We start from the raw sequence: 598 nt of genomic DNA, 5'->3' as shown, positions 1-598 counted from the left end.
CCATCCGCACCGCGCGCTCGCGGACTTCAGGGGAGAACTTGTTCGTGGTCTTGCTCATGATGCTCCATCCTACTCAAGAGTTGGAGCCTCCGGCAAACCCGGGGCGGTTCAATCAGGCCCTGGCTGAACATCCACTCTTGGAAAGGCACATCAGCCATCACGCAGGTACGCTTGGCGTCTCCGGTTTCCGGGTTGTTGTATGGCGGGACGTATTCAAGCCAAGGCATCCCGCGCCTGTCCGGATCAAAGATCGCGAGTGCATAGACCATGCTTCTGAAAGCGGAGCGTTTGAGGTTGGGATGATTGAAAGGCTGTTTGGAGAAGTCGTTGTTGTTAAGCGGGACAGCCACAAAGTTGCGGCGGGTCGTTCTGCCATCCTTATCTTTCGTCAGTGGGCGAGAGAGGGCGTGAGCCATGCTATGAAGGATCAGCTTCAACGCGAAGGATAGTGCCCCATAGCGTGGTGTAGGAATCCGCGGGCGTCGCCACATGCGACGCTGGCGGTCACCGTCGATCTTCGGAGAAGGTTCGGGTTGCGACACCTGAAACCTGAGACGGAGATGACGATGACCGACGACAGAATGGCTCTGATGGAGCT

General features: G+C 57.4%; 1 protein-coding gene. It reads right to left on the bottom strand.

Annotated elements, in window-relative coordinates:
• Positions 1–26: 26 nt before the first annotated feature.
• The coding region (locus JF542_RS24340) for a hypothetical protein (protein ID WP_207077737.1) at positions 27–598 on the bottom strand (572 nt) is incomplete at its 5' end.

Source organism: Salipiger bermudensis (assembly GCF_017309175.1).
Lineage (GTDB): Bacteria > Pseudomonadota > Alphaproteobacteria > Rhodobacterales > Rhodobacteraceae > Salipiger > Salipiger bermudensis.
The sequence above is the reverse complement of the archived record's forward strand: the minus strand, read 5'-3'. Positions and strand labels throughout refer to the sequence as shown.